Genomic DNA, 18240 nt, shown 5'->3' with positions numbered 1-18240 from the left:
CACGTTCGCCGGAATACGCAATCCAATCTTTAACGTCCGAGGGTATTTCATCTTGAATGGTGTAACGCATTAGGGCTCGGATCATGCTGTGCTGCGAGCAGCCTTTTTTCTCGCAGTGCACTTCCCATTCCGATTTCAGGTCAGCCGGTATGCGTATACGGTAAACGGCGCTGTCCCTTGTAGCGCCGATGCTAGGTTTGCGCGGCATGTGCCTCCCTCGTTCGGTATCAATGATTCACGATATACGTAGTGAACCACACTTTACCGGCGCATGCCTATCCTGCATTAGCCCACACCCCCCTCTACTTTCTTCGTCATGACGAAGGATTTATGCCCCTAGCACCAAAGGCTTCCACACGCTGAAGCTGTCTTGCTGGGAACAGAAATTTAGGCATTAGCTCAACTGGCCCAATTTCTTCATCGCGGCAATAGCACTCTCAATCAAGCCCGTAATCAGCCCTTTTGTAAAACCGCCCTGACCTTGAACAGAAGTGAAACGAGATTCGCGGCTTGTCAACGCGAAGCAGGACAAATGGTTATCACGCCGCCCCCGCAGTGCGGGGCGAGAAAGGCGGCTGCGCCGCATACGCAAAATCCCTGGAGGTTTTGTAAATTGAAGCCAAACGTCTATTGGCTGAAGAGCGGGATGCTGATTCCGATAAAACTCTCTCGCCTCTGTAGTAATAATAGTATTACTACTATTACTACTACGCTGCTGGCACCAAGGCGTTCTGATGGAGCCATTCATAAGCTGTGGTGTTGTTGACCATTGGCGCTACCTACTAGCCACCCTGAGCGGCCATTCGCCAGACAACGCAGCTTTGCATTGCCCGACGCCCAACGATCTGGGAGTTGATGAATATTTCCTCAACCTTGGTTGACCTTCCCACCGCGAGCACGACCCCAGTTTTTCCCTAGGTTTTGCATTACGTGCTGGCGATAGGCTGGGTTCCACATGGTGTTACCCGCAATCAAATGGTTAGAACGGCCCGCAGTAACCATCATGCCTGATTGCATGTCTCGTCTGGTGCTTTGGCCATTCACGACATTGGCCGCCGTGCGCATTGGAGCCATGGTCCCTTGCGCCATTCCTCGTAGCGTCACCGCCCCGCTGCTGATACCGCCCGCGAGCTGGCCAGCCACATTGTTGGCTTCGGCCAACAGCCAGAACATGACCACTGTGAAGGTAACAAGCACCAATGAGGTAAACAGCGTGTTTTGGTCGCTGTCCAAATCGACGCTATTAATCACAGCGTCAAAGCCCTTGAATGCCAGACCCATGACCGCTGCCACTAAAGCGATACGCAGTACGTATGTCATCACCTGACCAAACCAGCTATCAAAGAATTTAGACGTGGCAGGCCAGAGCAGCAGCGCGACGAACACCGGGCCTATACCAAGCATGATTGTCAGAGCAGCTTTTGCAACGACGATCATGCCTCCTGCCGGGACCCCGATAAGACCCGTTGCAAGCGCAATGAGGGCAGCGTTGAAGTATTCTCCGACCATTGTTCCTATTTCGGTTATGCCACGGTTACCGGCCTTCTCCCACAAATCAGCCGCTATACCCCACCCTTCGCCAAGAGCCCTATCTACGACCGAGTAAACCGAGGTTGGATCTGCCCCGCCACCCGTTCCCGCAAAGGCCGATGTAATGCCGGTCTCCAGCGAGTGGATGCTTTCGACCACCCAGGCCGAATAGGTCGAAGCGTTCAGTGCCACAGCAGCTATGAACAGGTATTTGACGCATATTTTTATAAACGTCGAGAAGGGAAGCTCGACGTAACCCCATCCGATGGAGTAGCCCAACAGCGTCAAATGTATGGTGGCTCCGGTGATGAAAAATAGAGTAAAGGTCGAAATCACCTCACCCACGGTTCCGCTTATGAAAGGATCTAGCGCCGCATCCAGGTATTGGCCTATGAACTGAAAAATCATCGGGTCCATGTCATTCTCCCTGCTTGCTGGAATTGACCGGCGGCAACTTCAAATAACCACGCCGTGATAGATCTTTTTCGTTCTGTGCCTGCTGCGCGTTGATGCAGTTGGGCGAGGCTGCAAGTTCGCCGGGGCTGCTCTTGCACTTGGCGATCATGTCTTTTCTTTCTGTATCGTGTGCCTTGTACCAATCAACGGTTTGAACCGCCGTGTTTTCGTCACAGCCAGCCAGTAAGACCGCGATGAACAGGAAGAGGGTGAGCTTTCTCATTGCCGTTCCTCCCGCGCTTCAACCTCGATGACACGACCAGAGACGGGCCGTGCTTGGTGCTGCCGTGCCACGTCAAGGGCATAAGTCAGCTCCGCTGCGTCGATAATGCGTAGCGCTGCAATAGTGCGCAGGGCGCTTTCCCGCGTACCGGCCCAATGACCGGCGAAGCGTTCACCAGACTGGCGCAAAATAAACATGCAGCCGAGTAGACAGCCTAGAGATAAAAACACTGTGACGTAGGACGCCGCCGGCCTGCTCTGCTGAGGCAGCGTCACGTCTGCCCAATCAACCGAGGCCAACATGAACGGCATTAGCGCCAAGATGCTCGCGATCACATCCCCTTGAAGCATCCAAGGCGCACGTCGACTGACCTCTTTCACGAAGCCCATTCGGTTGATGCAAGACCAGAAGCGCCATGTCGCTAGGAGAATGAAAAAGGCAATTGCCATTATCGGTAGGTGTAGATAGGTGATCATGTTCAAGCGCTCCTCATTCGGCGATCTGGGGCTGAAGCCAGCCGCGTCGTGCATGGCTTTCCGCATTCAGTTCAATCTGCTGCTGCTGTTGAATGCGATCCTCGGCTTGAGCAACCATGTCGTAAAGCTGCAGCTTGGTTTGCTCGTTCTGGATCATTGCCTGTTCCGCTTGAATGCGGCCCTGCAGCTCTGCAATGGACTTAGGATCATCTGTCGCATTGATCTGGCCCATAAGCTGGTCAATTTGTATCAGGCGACCCTTTGCGGCGTTGTAGGCGTCCAGGGCGAAACCTTTGTCCTGGGAAGCTTTTACCGCCCTGGCTTCGCACAGCGTCCGCTGGTCGGCCATCGAGATATGCGCACAGGAATCATAAATCCGGTTTTGGTTGTAGACCGTCGCTGCAGTACCGCTAAGACCGGAATACCCCTGGCTTTTCACGGAGTCATATACTCCTTGCCAATCATTGGGCAGGTAATCCCGCAATGAAGGGTCATTCATGATCGTGCCCAGACCACGCGAACCCGTGAGGGCTGCATAGTCGCGCTGCATCTGGTCGTATTGATTTTTCATCTCGACGAGCTGCTGGGCCCATTGAGCCATCGTCGCGGCTTGATTGGCAGTGGTCTGCCCGTTCAGCGCCACATCGGTTACAGGTATCTGCGCCGACGCGTGCCCACTTAGCAATACCGAACATGCGAAGGTAATAGCCGGAAAGGCTTTGGGGTATTTCATATTTACCACTCCTTTTCGATGAAGGAGGGCATCGGGCCTTTCAGCCATTCCGCCACATCAGCAGCGGTCTTGCTCCCCATCCGGGAGCGCACCCTTGCGGGCTATCACAACGCGCCTTTCCGCATAGTCATGCCGTCTATTCCAGCAGGTCATACCGGGCGCAGCGCGGAGCCGGTCAAGCAGATGGGCGATACCCAAATAAAAAATTACTGATCGCAATCCTCAGCGTCACCAGCTAGTACGATCAACAATAATCTGGTTGCTTAAATACGGAATGTTAATGAGCTCATCCAACGCTTGGTCTACTGTTCTAAACCAGACCTGGTTACCGCGATCATCAACGACCTTTCGTATATCCCCGACGTTTTCAATCCAGAGTGCGTAGCCGTCAATTCGACTGGCTTTCAAGATAACTTTCACGTCTCCTATTCGATCAAGACTGTCGCAGTAACTATCAATGTCACGATAATAAATCGTATGCGAAGGTCTCAAACTCTCGGTTCCTTTGAGTTAATCGGACGAAACCGCGCCGCAGGCGCCTTTCTCGCCCATGCCCGGAACGGGCCAGGGGGCGGTGTGTTGAGGCTCGGCTTGCAAGACTCTTAGTAGTTCTCTCTTCTTGGTAGTACTCCTGTTGGTAACACTCATATTGGTTTACCCCCCGATTTACCATACGTTGGCGGTCCATCCGATTGCTCACTATCAGATGGTTTACCATTAGGTGGTTTTTGGGGGGATGGCGGTGCTGGGGAATCGGTGACAAAGTGGACCCATTGCAGTCGCCCCTTCTCGCCCTGGATTCGCTCTTGCTGGAAATAACCAACCGCCTGCATTTCCTTGCGCGCTTTCACCCACTGCTGCTGGCTAATCCGAAAGACCTTACGGATATACCAGATTCGCAGATCGAAGTCCGGGCTTCTTCCAAGCATCCAGGCGAGCAAAACGCGAGCCCGCCAGCTAAGCCGCTCATCAGCCAGGATATCGTCAGGAACTACCGAAAAAGCGCGCCGCCTGACTTTGATTGCTTGGTTCATACGCTTCTTACGACAGCCTGATCGCTGCTATCGCCTTCGAGGGTTAGTGCATCTTTGACTTGAAGCGTACGGAAATAGACCCGACGTCCAACCCGAAGCATCGTCGGCTTCAGTTTCCGGGAAACATCGGTGTCAGAGTACAGGGCGACGCGGACCCCTTCGGGGGAGCGACCCAATAGACTTGCAATGTCCCCTAGACTCATCAGAGGGCCATATTGTTGGAGCATGTATTCTTCCGTCGTCATTGATATGTCCACCGCGTTTTGAGTAGGTGAGCGTATCTTTCGGCGAATACGGGAAAAGGTCAAATATAAGCCATTGATTTATAACGCCAAAATACTCTATTAGTGGATACCAAACTATCCAATATACGCATACCAAGATATGGCAAGTTGGTATGCGTATATTTTCGGCGGATGAAAAACTTTTATAAATCAGTGCATTAAAATCACTATTAGAGCCTGGTACGCGATAGCTATTATTCATCACCTGCGGTGTTTTTCTTGAACTGGTCGAGCTTGTCTACGAGATCTTCCGCGCGAAGGTGCGTGTAACGCTTGAGCATCTGCATTGATTTGTGACCGCTAATCGCGGATACCTCTTGGTCGGACAAACCACCTTCAACCAACCTGCTTACAGCCTCATGCCGCAAGTCATGAAAATGCAGATCCGCCATACCCAGTTCTTTTTTAAGATCATTCCATACCTTGCTGAACGCATAGGGGCGACGACGCCCGTCTTTGCCCGGCTCACCAAAAAACACCAGATCAGTATCGATAGGCCGCACAGGATTATCCAAAGCCAGCCTCAGGGTATCCGTCGCCTGCTTAGTCAAAGGCACGGTACGAGCGCTGTCGTTCTTGGTATCGGCGAGACGTACGACACGCCGCTTAAGATCGATCTGACGCCGACGGAGTCCGGTAATTTCTGAGGAGCGCATGCCCGTTTCCAAGGCCAGTCGAATGATCCAAGTAAGCATCGGGTTGCTGTGGTTCGCTGCTGCCGCCATTAGCCGACGCTCTTCACCTGCCGCTAACCTGCGATCCCTGCCCTCCCCCGGGCTGGGCTTACGAATATTCATAACAGGGTTAAACGGTAGACCCATCCGCCATTCTTTGATCGCGACATTGAAGAGGTGACTGAGCAACGCAAGCTCTAATCGCACAGTATTCGCGCTTAGCAGATTCCCGCGCTGGCTGCGCTCGCTTAACCGCGAGTCGCGGTAGCTTGCCAAGATATCTGGCGTCAACGCCGCAAGGGAGTACTTACCAAGCCTGGCGGCAAGAACTTTAGCCGAGCCAGCCTCGCTCTGTTGCGTTTTGGGCGCCTTTGTAGGACTAACCTCAGCGAGGTAACGAGTCAGGGCCATCGCAAGCGTCATACGCTCTGAGGAGCTGCGCTGAATGAATACTCCGCGCACCATCTCATCCTCTATGCGGCGGGACCAATCTTCAGCATCACGTTTAGTACGGAAGGTTTTCGATGACGTAGGCCAGCCGGTCTTTCGAATGACGGCTTTCCACGTACCTGAGGGGGTTTTGACGATTGTTGCCAAGGGAAGCGCTCCTGACTCGGCCAGTGTAGGACTGTACCGAAAATGTACCCCAGGAACGACTGATTGTGCAGCGAAGAGGCTGAGAAATCTCTAACCTCTTGATTTGTATGGTGCCGGCACCAAGAGTCGAACTCGGGACCTACTGATTACAAGTCAGTTGCTCTACCAACTGAGCTATACCGGCATGGGCTGGCATTATATAGAGCTTGGCTCCGGTGTAAAGCCGTCAGCAGCGGTTGTGGGTAAAAACACTGACTTTTTTGCTGATTTATAGCAACATCCAGCTTGTGCATGAAATCTCTACCAGCACTTGACAAAGCGCCCTCAACCCGTTGTTTCCAATAAGATATCCACTTTGGCTTTTTTTTGATCAAAGCCCTGCAAGGCACGCAATTCGCGGCCTTGGTAAAACTACCAAGAAGTCATCAACATTGTTATCCACAGATGGCGGGGATAAGTTTTACAAGCACGCCTTGTGGATAAGTCTGTGTGCAACCGGTTTACAGGCTGGTGATGGGCTGTTCAGTTTTTTCTTCGGCCAATAGCAGAAAATTGCGCGGGGTCAGGTGGGCCGGGGCGAACAGGCCGAGGCTGACGGTATAACCTGCCTCTTGCAGAAAGAGTGCGCGGTCGAGCAGCAACCAGACCTCCAACGGCCGGCGAAAAAGTCCGCCGACCAATTCGAGATTACGCACTTCAGCCAGGCGTTGCCAGCCGCGCGATTCCAGCGCCGTCCAGTCAGTGGAGGCGGACAGTTTCAGCCCATGATGCTGGGCCAGGTCGTTACAGAAAGCGATGAAGCCCTGCCCCATTGCGCTTTCCGGCTTGGAGGGTGTGGGCAGGTAAGCGTCGCGCCCGGTGACTTCGCGCTGCCACACATCGAATGCCAGGCGCCAGGCCATGGACTGGTCGCGCAGGCGACGACTGCGCTGACCGGCGGTGTGCGTGGCTTGTAGTGGCAAGCCTAGATCACGCTTGCTCAGATGCAGGCGGGATTGGCGGGCGCGCTGGGATAGCGGCCGATAGTGAGTGCCGTCAATGCGGTTATAGCAACAGGGCGACAGGGCTATTTGCGCGCAGCCAGCGACTACCGCCTGTTCGAGCAGGGTCATATGTAACTGACCGCAGGCGTGCAGCGCGACCAGGCTGTGGTCGGGCCGTAACTGATTCCAGGCAGTCGGGGTCATCACGTCATAGTCCAGGTGCTGGGCATTCAATTGTAGCGCCTGACTCAGCGCCCGACCGTCCTGATTGAGCTGCGCATCCTGTTCCAGACAAGTCAGCGGCTGACCGCCCTGCCAGGCCAGCAGGCGCCCCAGATGACCCTTGCCCGCGCACCAATCCAGCCAGTGTCGCGGCGGCTGAGACCAGCCGCGTTGACTGGCCTGGGCAAAGCGGGTGATCTGCTGCCATTTGCGCCCGGGTATATGCCGTTCTAGCAACTCTGGCCAGCTTTGCACGGGGGCTACGGACCAATCCGGAATCTGGCTCAACGCTTCGGCTTGCAGGCTTAACTCACGGAAAGGTTGCGGGGCGTGCAGAGCCTGCAGTTGGGTGTGGGCTTGCTCGGCTTCGGCCAGGCTGCGTGAGCGCAACCAGGTGGCCAGCTCTGGCCAGTCCTGCTCCCAGGGCAGCTTGTGTTGGGTAAATGGCGTGGCGCGCCACACGGACTGGTACCGAGCCAGCCAGGCATCCAACTGCTGGAACCGCTCGGCATAGTCCATGGGATAGTCCATGAGGTTACTCAGCGCTTGCGGGCGGCCTCGATCTTCAGCCAGCGTTCGACCAGCTTGAACAGCTCGGTAAACAGCAGCGTGATAACCAGATAAATCAAGCCGGCCACCAGGAAGAACATTTCATACTGATAGGTGCGCGAGTTAATGGTGCGTACCACGCCCATGACATCCATCAGCGTGACGGTATAGATCACCGCGCTGGCCTTGAGCATCAGGATCACTTCGTTGCCATAGGCCGGCAAGCCGATGCGAATTGCCCGCGGCAGAATAATGTATTGCAGTGATTGGCGCTTGGACATGCCTAACGCCCGCGCCGCCTCGACCTCGCCACTGGGCACCGACTGGATGGCGCCACGCAAGATCTCGGCAATGTAGGCCGCGGTGTGTAGCGTCATGGTGATCAGCGCGCACCAGTAGGGTTCACGTAGATACGGCCAGAACATACTCTCGCGCACCGCTTCGAACTGCGACAGACCGTAATAGACCAGAAACAACTGCAGCAGTAACGGCGTACCGCGGAAGAAGAAAATATAGGTGTAGGGTAAGGCGCGCACATACCAGTGCCTTGAGGCGCGGGCCAGCCCCAGCGGAATGGCAAATACCAGCCCCACTACAACGGCGATAGCGACAATCTGCAGCGTCAGCAGTGTGCCAGCCCAGAGTTGCGGTGCCCAGCTGACCAGCAATGCCCAGCGTTCATCCCAGGTCATAGCTCGGTCCTTGTAAAGCCGCGGTTGGCGCGGCGTTCAAACCAGTGCAGCGCGGCCATAATGATCACCGTCAGCCCCAGATAGATGAGCGCGGCGGTAAAGTAAAAGGTGAAAGGCTCCTTGGTCGCGTTTGAAGCCACCTGCGCCTTGCGCATGATCTCATCCAGCGTGATCAACGATACCAGGGCGGTGTCTTTCAACAGGATCAGGTACAGGTTGCCCAAACCGGGCAATGCCACCCGCCACAACTGCGGCAGGGTGATGCGCCAGAATATTCTAGTACCGGACATGCCCAGTGCCAGTCCGGCTTCTTTCTGGCCCGGGGGGATGGCCAGCAGCGCGCCACGAAAAACTTCCGTGGCGTAGGCACCGAAACACAGCGCCAGCGCCAGCGTACCGGCGACAAAAGGCGACAGGGTCAGGTAGGGATTGCCAAAATAACTGCCTAGCCAATTCATCAGCGAGACAGTACCGAAATAGGCCATGAGCACCCAAAGGGTCTCAGGTATGCCTCGGACTACTGAGGTGTAAAAGCCGCCCATGCCGCGCAGCAACAGGTTGTCGGAGATCTTGGCGCTGGCGCCAAGCAGTCCGAACAACAATCCCAAAGCCACCGAGGCCAGGGACAAACGGATGGTCATCCAGGTCCCTTCGAGCAGGGCTGGACCAAAACCTTGTAAATCAAGCATGGGCAGGTATCAGTTCCGGGCCCCGAGGGGCCCGGCCAGTCAGGTCAATAAATGCTGAAGGGGAAGTACTTCTCGTTGATCTCGGCATAGGTGCCGTCATCAATGATTTCTTGCAGGGCCTTGTTCAAGCGCTCACGCAGCGGATCACCCTTGCGCACGGCGATACCGATCTTGTCGTTATCGAATACCGGGTCACCCTTGAATTCAAAGTTGGCACCGGCTTCGCTCTGCAGCCACTCGTATTGCACGAAGTTATCTGCCAATACGCCATCGATACGACCGGAGTTCATGTCCAGATAGGCGTTTTCCTGGGTGTCATACAGACGTACATTGACCACGTCGCCCATATTGTCTTCCAGCCACTGACCAGCGATGGTCGCACGCTGGGCACCGATGGTCTTGCCTTTCAGGCTGGCTTCGTCAGTCTTGAAGTCGGAATCCTTCGGTGCAACAAACTGCAGCTTGTTGGTGTAGTAGGGCTCGGTGAAGTCAACTGCCTGCTGACGCTCTTCGGTGATCGACATGGAGGCGACCAGAAAGTCGAAGCGGCGCGTGTTCAGCGCAGGAATGATGCCATCCCAATCCGAAGTGACCACGGTGCACTCGGCTTCCATTTTCTCACAGAGGGCGTTGGCGATATCGATATCGAAACCAACCACCTCACCGCTCTTGTCGATCAGGTTGAAGGGAGGATAAGCCCCTTCGGTGCCGATACGCAGTTCATCTGCCAGTGCCGGAGCACTGATGAGCATGGCTGTAGCAGCGGCCAACAGAACCTTCTTATAGCTTTTCATGGGTACTGCTCCTTACTTTTGGCTGGACATGAATTGTCTGCAACGTTCCGATTTGGAGTGCTCGAACACTTGCTCAGGGGTGCCGATTTCCTCGACCTGGCCCTGGTGAAGAAAAACCACCTGACTGGACACTTGCCGGGCAAAGCCCATCTCATGGGTTACCAACAGCATAGTCCTTCCTTCCTCGGCCAGCGCGCGGATCACGGCCAGCACTTCGTTGACCATCTCAGGATCAAGCGCAGAGGTAGGCTCATCAAACAAGATGACGCGGGGTTGCATAGCCAGCGTGCGGGCAATGGCTGCGCGCTGCTGCTGGCCGCCGGAAAGCTGTGCCGGGAACGCATGGCGTTTGTCGGCTATACCGACTTTTTCAAGAAACAGCTCCGCTGCTGCAATCGCATCTGCTTTGGGCTGACCCAGCACACGGCGCGGCGCTTCGATAATATTGTCGAGAATGCTCATGTGCGGCCACAGATTGAAACTCTGGAACACAAAGCCAACCCGCGCGCGCAAACGGTTGATCTGTTTGTTGTCAGCCGCCACCAATGCGCCGTTGCGACCGGGCTTGAGTTTCATTTCTTCGCCAGCGACGAATATCTGACCAGCGTGGGGATTTTCCAGCAGGTTGATGCAGCGCAGCAGCGTGCTCTTGCCGGAGCCGGACGAGCCGAGGATGGAGATGACGTCGCCATCGCGGGCAACAAGATCAACGCCCTTGAGAACTTCAAGGTCGCCGTAGCGTTTATGCAGATTACGCACTTCGAGAGCGGGCGGTGTCACGTATCGTTTCCAGTCAGCGCAAAAAGCACCTGGCTACAGGTACCTGATTATGAATGACTGCCGGCTGGGCCGGCATTCCGGTTGGACGGCATTCCGTTGGGCCGGCATACCGGTAAACCGGCACTGCTTATTCCGGCGTATCGACAGATCCGTCTGCAATAATCCTGTCATGCGGCAAAACTAGCACAGCTAATGCGCATGACCAAGAACACTCTTGGGGTCATGTCCCGAATATGCATGCAAAAGTCTTTCCAGATTAAACCCGGCAGATACCATTCGTACGGACATAAAAAAACCCGCCACAAACGCTAGCGGGTTTTGAAAATAATGGTGCCCAGAGACGGAATCGAACCGCCGACACGAGGATTTTCAATCCTCTGCTCTACCGACTGAGCTATCTGGGCAACGGGGCGCTATTAAACGGTTTAAGGGCCTATGTGTCAAGCGCCACAGGAAAATATTGTTCCGTTGTTTCAGCCGCTTACCGACCCTTTATTCCGCAGGCGGCACATAACCTTCGGCCTGAGCGTATTCTTCACCGGAAAGGAACTTGTCCATTTCGCCCTGGATAAAGCGTCTATCCTCGGGATCCATCATGTTCAGCCGGCGCTCATTGATCAACATCGTCTGGTGCGCCTGCCATTCATCCCAGGCTTTCTTCGATACTTCGTTAAAGATTGTCTCGCCTTTTGGGCCGGGATAGGGCGCACGCTCCAGACCTGGCAACTGTTCTTTATATTTGCGGCACATCACCATGCGGGTCATGGGTATCTCCTTGAGTGAGGCAGTTCTGACGCCAAGTCAGATAGTCAATTCAGCTCGCGAGAGCAGCTTCTTCACCGGGGCGGCTAGCCCAAGGCGGGAGGGCTGGCGCAGGTTATACCAGACCTGGCCCGCCTCGGCCACGCCATGGCCCGCCGTCACGCGCACCAGCAGCGGCTGAATATCCAGATGGAAATGACTGAAAGTATGCCGCAATGGCTCCAGCAGCTGCGGCTCCTCAGCTTCCCAGCCCTGCTGGGCCAGCAGGCTCTGCAACTGTAGCTGATCATCGAGCTGGGGTGGACACCAGAGCCCGCCCCAGAGGCCAGAATCTGGCCTGCGCTGCAGCCAGACATCACCATCGGGATTCATCAACAGCGGCATCAGGCACTGGCGCACCGGTATCTGCTTACGCGGCTTGGCGTGCGGGTACTGAGTCGGCTGACCGAGCATACGCGCTTCGCAGCCTGATTGTAGCGGACAGACCAGGCAAGAAGGTTTGCTACGGGTACAGAGCGTAGCGCCCAGGTCCATCATTGCCTGAGTGTAATGATGGACCCTGCTATGCGGGGTGTAACGCTCGGCAATCAGCCACAACCGGTCATGCACCGCCTTTTCGCCCGGCCAGCCCGCTACTGCGTGATAGCGCGCCAGCACGCGTTTAACGTTGCCATCCAGAATCGGTGCGCGCAGGCCCATGCTCAGGCTGGCGATCGCCCCGGCGGTCGAACGGCCGATGCCGGGCAGGCTGACGAGCTGCTCAAGATCCCGGGGGAAGTCACCCGCATAGTCCTCTACCACCCGCTGAGCGGACTTATGCAGATTGCGCGCCCGGCTGTAATAGCCAAGCCCCGTCCACAAATGCAACACCTCGTCCGGCGTAGCGGCAGCCAATGCCCCAACATCGGGCAGGGCCTGCATAAAACGCTCGAAATAAGGGATCACGGTAGCCACCTGGGTCTGCTGCAGCATGATCTCTGAAACCCAGACCCGATAGGGGGTCATAGCATGCTGCCAGGGCAGGTCCTTGCGCCCGTGCTGGTCGTACCAGGCCAGCACCGCGTCTGAGAACAGGGAAGAACTCACCGGTTGAACAAGCCTCTGATCGCATCGCGCACGGCCGGAGCCTGATCGCCAAGCTTCTCTTCAAGCTTTTCTTCAACCTTGCGCTGGGCTTCACTACCCAGCAATTGCCCGGCAATGCTTTTTACGCCGTCGGTATCCACAGCGCAACTGCTGGCCGCATTGTGCAGAAACCCCTGGCAGCGAACGGGCCATTCAACAGCGATATAGCGTTCATTTACCACACAGGCAGGATCCGGCATGGCCGACTGATCGCCCTTGATCAGCAAGCCCAGACGGTAATCCATGCGCTGCTGCGGCAATTCGATTTTACCGCGGCCCTTGACCCCTATGCCGGGTATGGCCATTACCAGATCCTCGCCACTTACCGTACCGTTAGTAATGCGGAAACTGCCTCCCAGCGAGCTGAACGGCGTATCCTGGCTGCCTCGCGGCTCGGCCAATGTCTTACGGTTGACCAGCGCAATGGCCTGGCACATCTGCTGTTCCAGATTGACGCCGATCAGCGCGCCTTCCAGTACATTGAAACGGGCACTGCCGTTGAGCGTATCCATCCAGCGTTTGACGCTGTTGCCGCTTGCGGTGACGTTAAGATTAAAATCCAGCTTGCCGCGCATTTGCTCGCCCATGTCGTACGCCCGCTGCACGGCCAGAGAGTCCATACCGGTCAACTGCTTGGCCACCTTGAGACTGACGGGTGTGCTGGTAGTGTCGATTTCGGCGGTTACGCTGAAACGCCCACCAAACACGCCGCCATCCGCCTGCTTAATCTCGACCTTGCCATCCCGAGCAACCACGGCCGCCGTGAAAGGCGCCACGGTCTGACCGGTAATGCGCAGCTCATCAAGCGTCAGCTTGCCATCAATATCCAGGCTGGCAAGTCGCTGCAACGGCAGCACCTGTTCGTCGCTCCAGTCCTCAGGCGCCGAGTCCGAACGGCTGCCGCCTGACGGTGCCTGAGCCGGCGCTTCGCCGGCGGTCTCTTCAGCCGGCGGCAAATAATCATCCAGGTTCAAACTGCCGCCCGACAAATCAAACCGCACGGCCTGGCGCTCGAAATCAGCGATGCCGAGACTACCGGTCAGCTGGGTACCATCGACTAGCAGCTTAAGCTCTTCCAGCATCAGACTGGTTGCCGAGCCGCTGAGCACGGCGCTTAGCGCAACCGATTGGAGCGCTCCAGATTTGGCCGTTTCAGGCACCTCCTGACCCAGAGCGGCAAGCAGAGCACGGGCGTCAAAATCCGCCACATCCACACGCCCATCCAGGCGCACATCGCTGTCCAACTGGCTGGCCCGCACTTGGCCGGTAGCCCGCAGGTCAGCCACAGACAGACGCATCTGATTGAACTCGGCGATTTGCGCGCCCTGATCCAATAGCCCATCACCCCGCAGTTGTAGTGACAAAGCCCGACCCGATAACGGCTGGCCGCTGACATCCACCTTCAGATCGACCGCTTCAAGCTGATAGCGCTCAAGACCGAAATCAAACTGCGCGACGGTTTTGAGGTCAATTCGCACACGCGTGGCCGGCTGCTCGGTGGTCAGAAGGCCAAGGAAAGCCAGATCAAACGGCTGACCCTCAACCAGGGCTCCGGTGGTCAGATTCACGTCTTCGAGCTGTAACACCTGCCCAGAGGACTCGTCCTCGTAACGCACGCGCGCGTTGGTAATCCGTACGCTCTCGACGGCAACGTCAAAATCGCGACCGGCTTGCTCGGAGGACCGGCCCGGGATTTCGCTAGCGCCCGGCTCCGGCGTGGCCGCGGCGTCGCTGTCAGGGCCGACACTCTCCCAATTGCCGCGGCCTTGGGCATCCTTGGCCAGATTCAAGCTGACGCTGTCGAGAATGACGTCGCTCATCCGCAGTTGCCGACGTAACAATGGCAAAACCTTCACGCCCAGCCCCATACTGCCGACCTGCGCCAATGCATCCTCGGGGGCATCAAGCGTGGCAATACCCACATCCTTGAGCTCAATGCCCAGCCAGGGAAATAGAGACCAACCAATATCGCCGCCCAAGGTGAGTTCGATGTTGGCTTTGTCACGTGCAGCCTGCTGGATATCGTCCTTGTAATCATTGGGGTCGAACATACGAGTCAGGAAAAACAGCACTCCCGCCGCCAGCAGCACAACACCAAAGATCACCAACCCGAGCACTTTGGCAAAGGATTTCATGGATGCTTCCCTATCAGTTTTTCAAGGTGTGTTTATCAAGGTGTAAAATCAAAGCTCTTGACCTAATGCTCTTAGTCTAACCAAAGTCGACAGGGTAAAGACTCTTCAAACGACTAGCCACCTCTTCAGCAAGCGCCAGGCTGGCAGTTAGACCGGGTGATTCGATACCAAACAGGTTGATCAGCCCCGGCACTGCATGGGTTGAGCTGTCCTGGATGACGAAATCCACCGCTGGCTCCCCCGCCGCACTGAGCTTGGCCCGCACTCCGGCGTAGGCCGGGACTAGCTTTTCTGCCTCGCATTCGGGCCAATAGCGCTGCACCGCCACGGCGAACGCATCGCGCCGCGACTCGTCCATAGCGTAGTCCAACTGCGTCTGATAACGCACATCTGGACCAAATCGCACCTGCCCACCCAGGTCCAGGGTCGCGTGCACACCCAGACCCACAGCATTGGCCTCAGGCATGGGGTAAACCAGATGCGAGAAAGGCGAGGCACCACGGTAAGCAAAGTATTGCCCTTGGCACAGGTGCAACGCCGGGATGTGCTCAACAGCCATCCCCTCGACTTCCGCTGCCAGAGCCTGGGCAAACAGGCCGCCGCAATTGATCAGGCGCCTGCAGCTCAGGCTAAAAGCCTGACCGACACTGTCGCCGCTGAGCTGCAAGCCACCAGCAACCCTCTGCACGCGGTGCACTCGGGTACGGCACTGCAGCATACCGCCGGCCTGTTGCAGCGCCGCGGCGTAAGAGTCCATCAAGGCGTGACTATCAACGATACCGGTCAGCGGCGAAAGCAACCCAGCCACCGCTCGCAACGCCGGCTCACGCGCCCGCACCTCGGCGGCATCCAACGCCTGCAACGCAACTCCATTAGCCTGGGCGTTGGCCTGCAGTCCCTGCAAGGCCGGCAACTCCGCTGTTTCAATGGCGACCAACAGCTTGCCGATAGGCTGATGCGTTACGCCAAATTCAGCACACCAGGCATAGAGCAGATCACGCCCTTGCCGGCACAACCGCGCTTTCAGCGAGCCAGGCGGATAATAAATGCCGGCATGGATCACCTCGCTGTTGCGACTCGATGCGTGCTGGCCGGGCCAGGCCTCCTGCTCCAATACCATGACCTCATGGCCGCCGCGCGCCAGACGCTGCGCAATCGCCAGGCCGACTACACCTGCACCGACCACCACTATTTCACAGTCTGCCATCGGCTACTCCTGTCATCGTTCAACACCTGTCGCTGCTGCTACATTAGGCCGCGCCCAGCTGTTTTGCACCATTGCCAGCCAGGCCGCTATCGGCACGATATGCACAAGCGATCAGCCTGCTGTAGCCCCGAGCACCGTGCTACCCGTATAATGCACGCCCTTGATTGATTATTCAGCGGAGAACAAGCCATGGCGGAGCGCAAGGCAAGCGTCGAGCGCAACACTCTGGAAACCCAGGTCAAAGTCGAGATCAACCTGGACGGCACCGGCCAGTCCGACTTTGACATAGGCGTCCCATTTCTTGAGCACATGCTGGACCAGATCGCCCGACACGGGCTGATCGACATGCAGATCAAATCGCGTGGCGATCTGCACATCGACGACCACCACACCGTGGAGGATGTCGGCATCACCCTGGGCATGGCGTTTGCCAAGGCCATTGGCGACAAGAAAGGCATTCGTCGTTACGGCCATGCCTACGTGCCGCTGGATGAAGCTCTGTCACGCGTGGTGATCGACTTTTCCGGACGCCCTGGCCTGCACATGAGCCTGGATTATACCCGTGCCAGTGTGGGCGGTTTTGATGTAGATCTGTTCGGCGAGTTTTTCCAGGGCTTCGTCAACCATTCGCAGACCACTCTGCACATCGACAATCTGAAAGGGCTTAACACCCACCATCAGATCGAAACCGTGTTCAAAGCTTTCGGTCGTGCGTTACGCATGGCCGTGGAAGAAGATCCGCGCATGAGCGGCATGATGCCCTCCACCAAAGGTTGCCTGTAACCAATGACTGCCAGCCGAGTAGCCGTTATTGATTACGGCATGGGCAACCTGCATTCGGTAGCCAAAGCCCTTGAACACGCTGGCGCCATGCGCGTTGAGGTGACCAGCGATCCGGCCATTATCCTGGCAGCCGATCGCGTGGTGCTGCCCGGTGTGGGCGCCATCCGGGATTGCATCAGCGAGCTGCGCCAGCTCGGGCTGGATCAGGTAATACGCGACGTCATCAAGGAAAAGCCGCTGCTGGGTATCTGCGTCGGCATGCAGATGTTGTTCGAGCGTAGCGAAGAGAATGGCGGTGTTGATTGCCTCGGCCACTTCCCCGGCAAGGTCAGCTTCTTTGGTAACGAGCTATATGACGGTGACCTACGCCTGAAAGTGCCGCATATGGGCTGGAACCAGGTCAAGCAGAGCATCGACCACCCGATGTGGCACCGCATTGAGCAGGATGCGCGCTTCTATTTCGTGCATAGCTACCATGCCCAACCCGGAAAATATACGCATGTGGCCGGCCGCTGCCATTACGGTGTCGACTTTGCCGCTGCAGTGATTCAGGACAATATATTCGCCACCCAGTTTCACCCGGAAAAGAGCCATACCAACGGCCTGCAGCTGATGCAGAATTTTCTGGCCTGGGACGGTCGCTGGTAAACCGAGCCGCAAGCTTGAGGCTTGCAGTTCTTTTTCCGAAGGAAAAGTCATGCTTATCATTCCCGCTATCGACCTCAAAGACGGTGCCTGCGTGCGCTTGCGCCAGGGCCTGATGGACGATGCCACGGTATTCTCCGATGACCCTGTGGCCATGGCGGCCAAATGGGTAAACGGTGGCTGCCGTCGCCTGCACCTGGTTGACCTGAACGGCGCCTTTGAAGGCAAGCCGGTCAACGGCGAGGTAGTAACCGCGATTGCCCGCGCCTACCCCGAGCTGCCAATTCAGATCGGCGGCGGCATCCGCTCGCTGGAGACCATCGAGCACTATATACGTGCAGGTGTCAGCTACGTGATTATCGGTACCAAGGCGGTCAAAGAGCCGGGATTCGTCGCCGAAGCCTGTCGCGCCTTCCCCGGCAAAGTCATCGTCGGGCTGGACGCCAAAGACGGCTTCGTGGCCACTGACGGCTGGGCCGAAGTCAGCACAGTGCAGGCCATCGATCTGGCCAAGCGCTTTGAAGCCGATGGCGTGTCTGCGATTGTTTATACCGATATTGCCAAAGACGGCATGATGCAGGGTTGCAATGTCGAAGCCACTGCGGCGCTGGCCAATGCCACGCGTATTCCGGTGATCGCCTCCGGCGGCATTCATAACCTCGGCGATATCAAGTCACTGCTCAACGCCGGTGCCCCCGGCATTATCGGCGCTATCACTGGCCGCGCGATCTATGAAGGCACGCTGGATGTGGCAGAGGCGCAGGCGCTGTGTGACGGCGCAGCGTCCAGCCGCAAGTAAAGGCAAGCAACGCGCGCCGATCAACGCAATTAGCCTGCAGCTTGAAGCCCGGCGCTTGAAGTTGCTTT

Annotated in this window: 19 protein-coding genes, 2 tRNA genes and 1 pseudogene; 3 read left to right on the top strand and 19 right to left on the bottom strand. The window is 56.7% G+C overall.

Translation table 11 applies throughout. The annotated features are described in order from the left end of the window. The 19 genes and pseudogenes from K787_RS25665 to K787_RS0121115 form a co-directional block, all read right to left on the bottom strand. Positions 1-208 (bottom strand): annotated as a pseudogene (locus tag K787_RS25665) (plasmid mobilization relaxosome protein MobC); the annotation flags it as partial. Positions 209-394: 186 nt separating this feature from the next. After that, positions 395-586, bottom strand: coding sequence for a hypothetical protein (locus K787_RS25265; RefSeq protein ID WP_161785957.1), 192 nt, complete (start codon positions 584-586; stop codon positions 395-397). Between the two features lie 281 nt (positions 587-867). Next, on the bottom strand, positions 868-1947 hold the full coding sequence (locus tag K787_RS0121210) for a TrbL/VirB6 family protein (RefSeq protein ID WP_022964795.1): 1080 nt from the start codon (positions 1945-1947) through the stop codon (positions 868-870). Between the two features lies 1 nt (position 1948). Next, complete coding sequence (locus K787_RS0121205; RefSeq protein WP_022964794.1) at positions 1949-2209, bottom strand: EexN family lipoprotein; 261 nt, start codon at positions 2207-2209, stop codon at positions 1949-1951. After that, on the bottom strand, positions 2206-2685 hold the full coding sequence (locus tag K787_RS0121200) for a hypothetical protein (protein WP_022964793.1): 480 nt from the start codon (positions 2683-2685) through the stop codon (positions 2206-2208). The genes K787_RS0121205 and K787_RS0121200 overlap by 4 nt, the downstream gene beginning before the upstream one ends. 13 nt (positions 2686-2698) lie before the next feature. Then, the gene (virB5, locus tag K787_RS0121195; RefSeq protein ID WP_022964792.1) at positions 2699-3418 is read right to left on the bottom strand and encodes a P-type DNA transfer protein VirB5; all 720 of its coding nucleotides are present in this window, start codon (positions 3416-3418) and stop codon (positions 2699-2701) included. Between the two features lie 644 nt (positions 3419-4062). Next, positions 4063-4452, bottom strand: coding sequence for a hypothetical protein (locus K787_RS0121180; protein WP_022964789.1), 390 nt, complete (start codon positions 4450-4452; stop codon positions 4063-4065). 478 nt (positions 4453-4930) lie between these two features. Next, the gene (locus K787_RS0121170; RefSeq protein ID WP_028615180.1) at positions 4931-6007 is read right to left on the bottom strand and encodes a tyrosine-type recombinase/integrase; all 1077 of its coding nucleotides are present in this window, start codon (positions 6005-6007) and stop codon (positions 4931-4933) included. Between the two features lie 108 nt (positions 6008-6115). After that, positions 6116-6191 (bottom strand) — tRNA-Thr (locus tag K787_RS0121165). A 316-nt stretch (positions 6192-6507) separates the two neighbouring features. Beyond that, entirely contained in the window at positions 6508-7743 is a 1236-nt protein-coding gene (locus tag K787_RS0121160) for a methyltransferase (protein WP_028615179.1), read from the bottom strand. Between the two features lie 8 nt (positions 7744-7751). Next, positions 7752-8453 (bottom strand): ABC transporter permease, encoded by a 702-nt coding sequence (locus tag K787_RS0121155; RefSeq protein WP_022964785.1) that lies wholly within the window; start codon positions 8451-8453, stop codon positions 7752-7754. Beyond that, positions 8450-9142: an ABC transporter permease gene (locus K787_RS0121150; protein WP_022964784.1), complete on the bottom strand. Its 693-nt coding sequence runs from the start codon at positions 9140-9142 to the stop codon at positions 8450-8452. Before K787_RS0121150 ends, K787_RS0121155 begins: the two co-directional genes overlap by 4 nt. Before the next feature lie 44 nt (positions 9143-9186). Further along, positions 9187-9936: an ABC transporter substrate-binding protein gene (locus K787_RS0121145; protein ID WP_022964783.1), complete on the bottom strand. Its 750-nt coding sequence runs from the start codon at positions 9934-9936 to the stop codon at positions 9187-9189. Positions 9937-9948: 12 nt separating this feature from the next. After that, positions 9949-10716: an ABC transporter ATP-binding protein gene (locus K787_RS0121140; protein ID WP_022964782.1), complete on the bottom strand. Its 768-nt coding sequence runs from the start codon at positions 10714-10716 to the stop codon at positions 9949-9951. A 328-nt stretch (positions 10717-11044) separates the two neighbouring features. Then, positions 11045-11120: transfer RNA gene (locus tag K787_RS0121135), tRNA-Phe, on the bottom strand. Positions 11121-11208: 88 nt separating this feature from the next. Next, positions 11209-11481, bottom strand: a complete 273-nt coding sequence (locus K787_RS0121130; RefSeq protein WP_022964781.1) for an oxidative damage protection protein — start codon at positions 11479-11481, stop codon at positions 11209-11211. Positions 11482-11517: 36 nt separating this feature from the next. Beyond that, positions 11518-12564, bottom strand: a complete 1047-nt coding sequence (gene mutY, locus K787_RS0121125; RefSeq protein ID WP_022964780.1) for an A/G-specific adenine glycosylase — start codon at positions 12562-12564, stop codon at positions 11518-11520. Next, complete coding sequence (locus tag K787_RS0121120) at positions 12561-14738, bottom strand: AsmA family protein (protein WP_022964779.1); 2178 nt, start codon at positions 14736-14738, stop codon at positions 12561-12563. The genes mutY and K787_RS0121120 overlap by 4 nt, the downstream gene beginning before the upstream one ends. A 76-nt stretch (positions 14739-14814) precedes the next feature. Beyond that, complete coding sequence (locus K787_RS0121115) at positions 14815-15945, bottom strand: NAD(P)/FAD-dependent oxidoreductase (protein WP_022964778.1); 1131 nt, start codon at positions 15943-15945, stop codon at positions 14815-14817. A gap of 189 nt (positions 15946-16134) precedes the next feature. Between K787_RS0121115 and hisB the strand changes: the two genes are divergently transcribed. The 3 genes from hisB to hisA are packed head-to-tail and all read left to right on the top strand — an operon-like array spanning position 16135 to position 18172. Continuing rightward, entirely contained in the window at positions 16135-16728 is a 594-nt protein-coding gene (hisB, locus tag K787_RS0121110) for an imidazoleglycerol-phosphate dehydratase HisB (protein ID WP_022964777.1), read from the top strand. Between the two features lie 3 nt (positions 16729-16731). Beyond that, on the top strand, positions 16732-17376 hold the full coding sequence (gene hisH, locus K787_RS0121105) for an imidazole glycerol phosphate synthase subunit HisH (protein WP_022964776.1): 645 nt from the start codon (positions 16732-16734) through the stop codon (positions 17374-17376). A gap of 49 nt (positions 17377-17425) precedes the next feature. Continuing rightward, positions 17426-18172 (top strand): 1-(5-phosphoribosyl)-5-[(5-phosphoribosylamino)methylideneamino]imidazole-4-carboxamide isomerase, encoded by a 747-nt coding sequence (hisA, locus tag K787_RS0121100; RefSeq protein WP_022964775.1) that lies wholly within the window; start codon positions 17426-17428, stop codon positions 18170-18172. Positions 18173-18240 lie beyond the last annotated feature (68 nt).

Origin of the sequence: Halopseudomonas pelagia CL-AP6, assembly GCF_000410875.1 — a bacterium.
In the GTDB taxonomy this organism is placed as follows: domain Bacteria; phylum Pseudomonadota; class Gammaproteobacteria; order Pseudomonadales; family Pseudomonadaceae; genus Halopseudomonas; species Halopseudomonas pelagia.
The sequence above is the reverse complement of the archived record's forward strand: the minus strand, read 5'-3'. Positions and strand labels throughout refer to the sequence as shown.